The organism is Pedococcus sp. P1_H8 (genome assembly GCF_056405175.1).
Map to the genome: position 1 here is coordinate 1 of NZ_JBFUCP010000365.1, position 393 is coordinate 393.

General features: G+C 71.8%; 1 protein-coding gene. It reads right to left on the reverse strand.

What is annotated here, in order from left to right:
- Positions 1 to 393 (reverse strand): phosphopantetheine-binding protein (locus tag AC1DYG_RS20395; RefSeq protein WP_477641657.1); only part of this gene is annotated, 393 nt, incomplete at both ends.

Genomic DNA, 393 nt, shown 5'->3' on the forward strand with positions numbered 1-393 from the left:
GCTCGAACGAGCACCTCCCGGGTGAGACGGGCGGGCGACGCCAGCAGCAGTGCCTGCGCGAACCTGTCGAGTCGCCCGCCGCTGCGCCCGAGCATCCACCGCGCGACCGGCGTCAGCGGCACGTCGCCGACCCCATCGCCCGGCAGCTCGTCGAGGACCACCGCGTCGAGGCCGTCGAACCGTGCGGACTCGGCGAGGCCGGCGACGGTCCTGCGTTCGAACACGTCTCGGGGAGAGAGGATCACACCGGCCGCCTTGGCGCGGGCCACCARCTGGATCGACATGATGCTGTCGCCGCCGAGSSCGAAGAACGAGTCGTCCACCCCCACCGAGTCCAGTCCGAGCACCTCCCGGAACAGTCCGGCGAGCAGCTCCTCCGTCTCGGATCTCGGC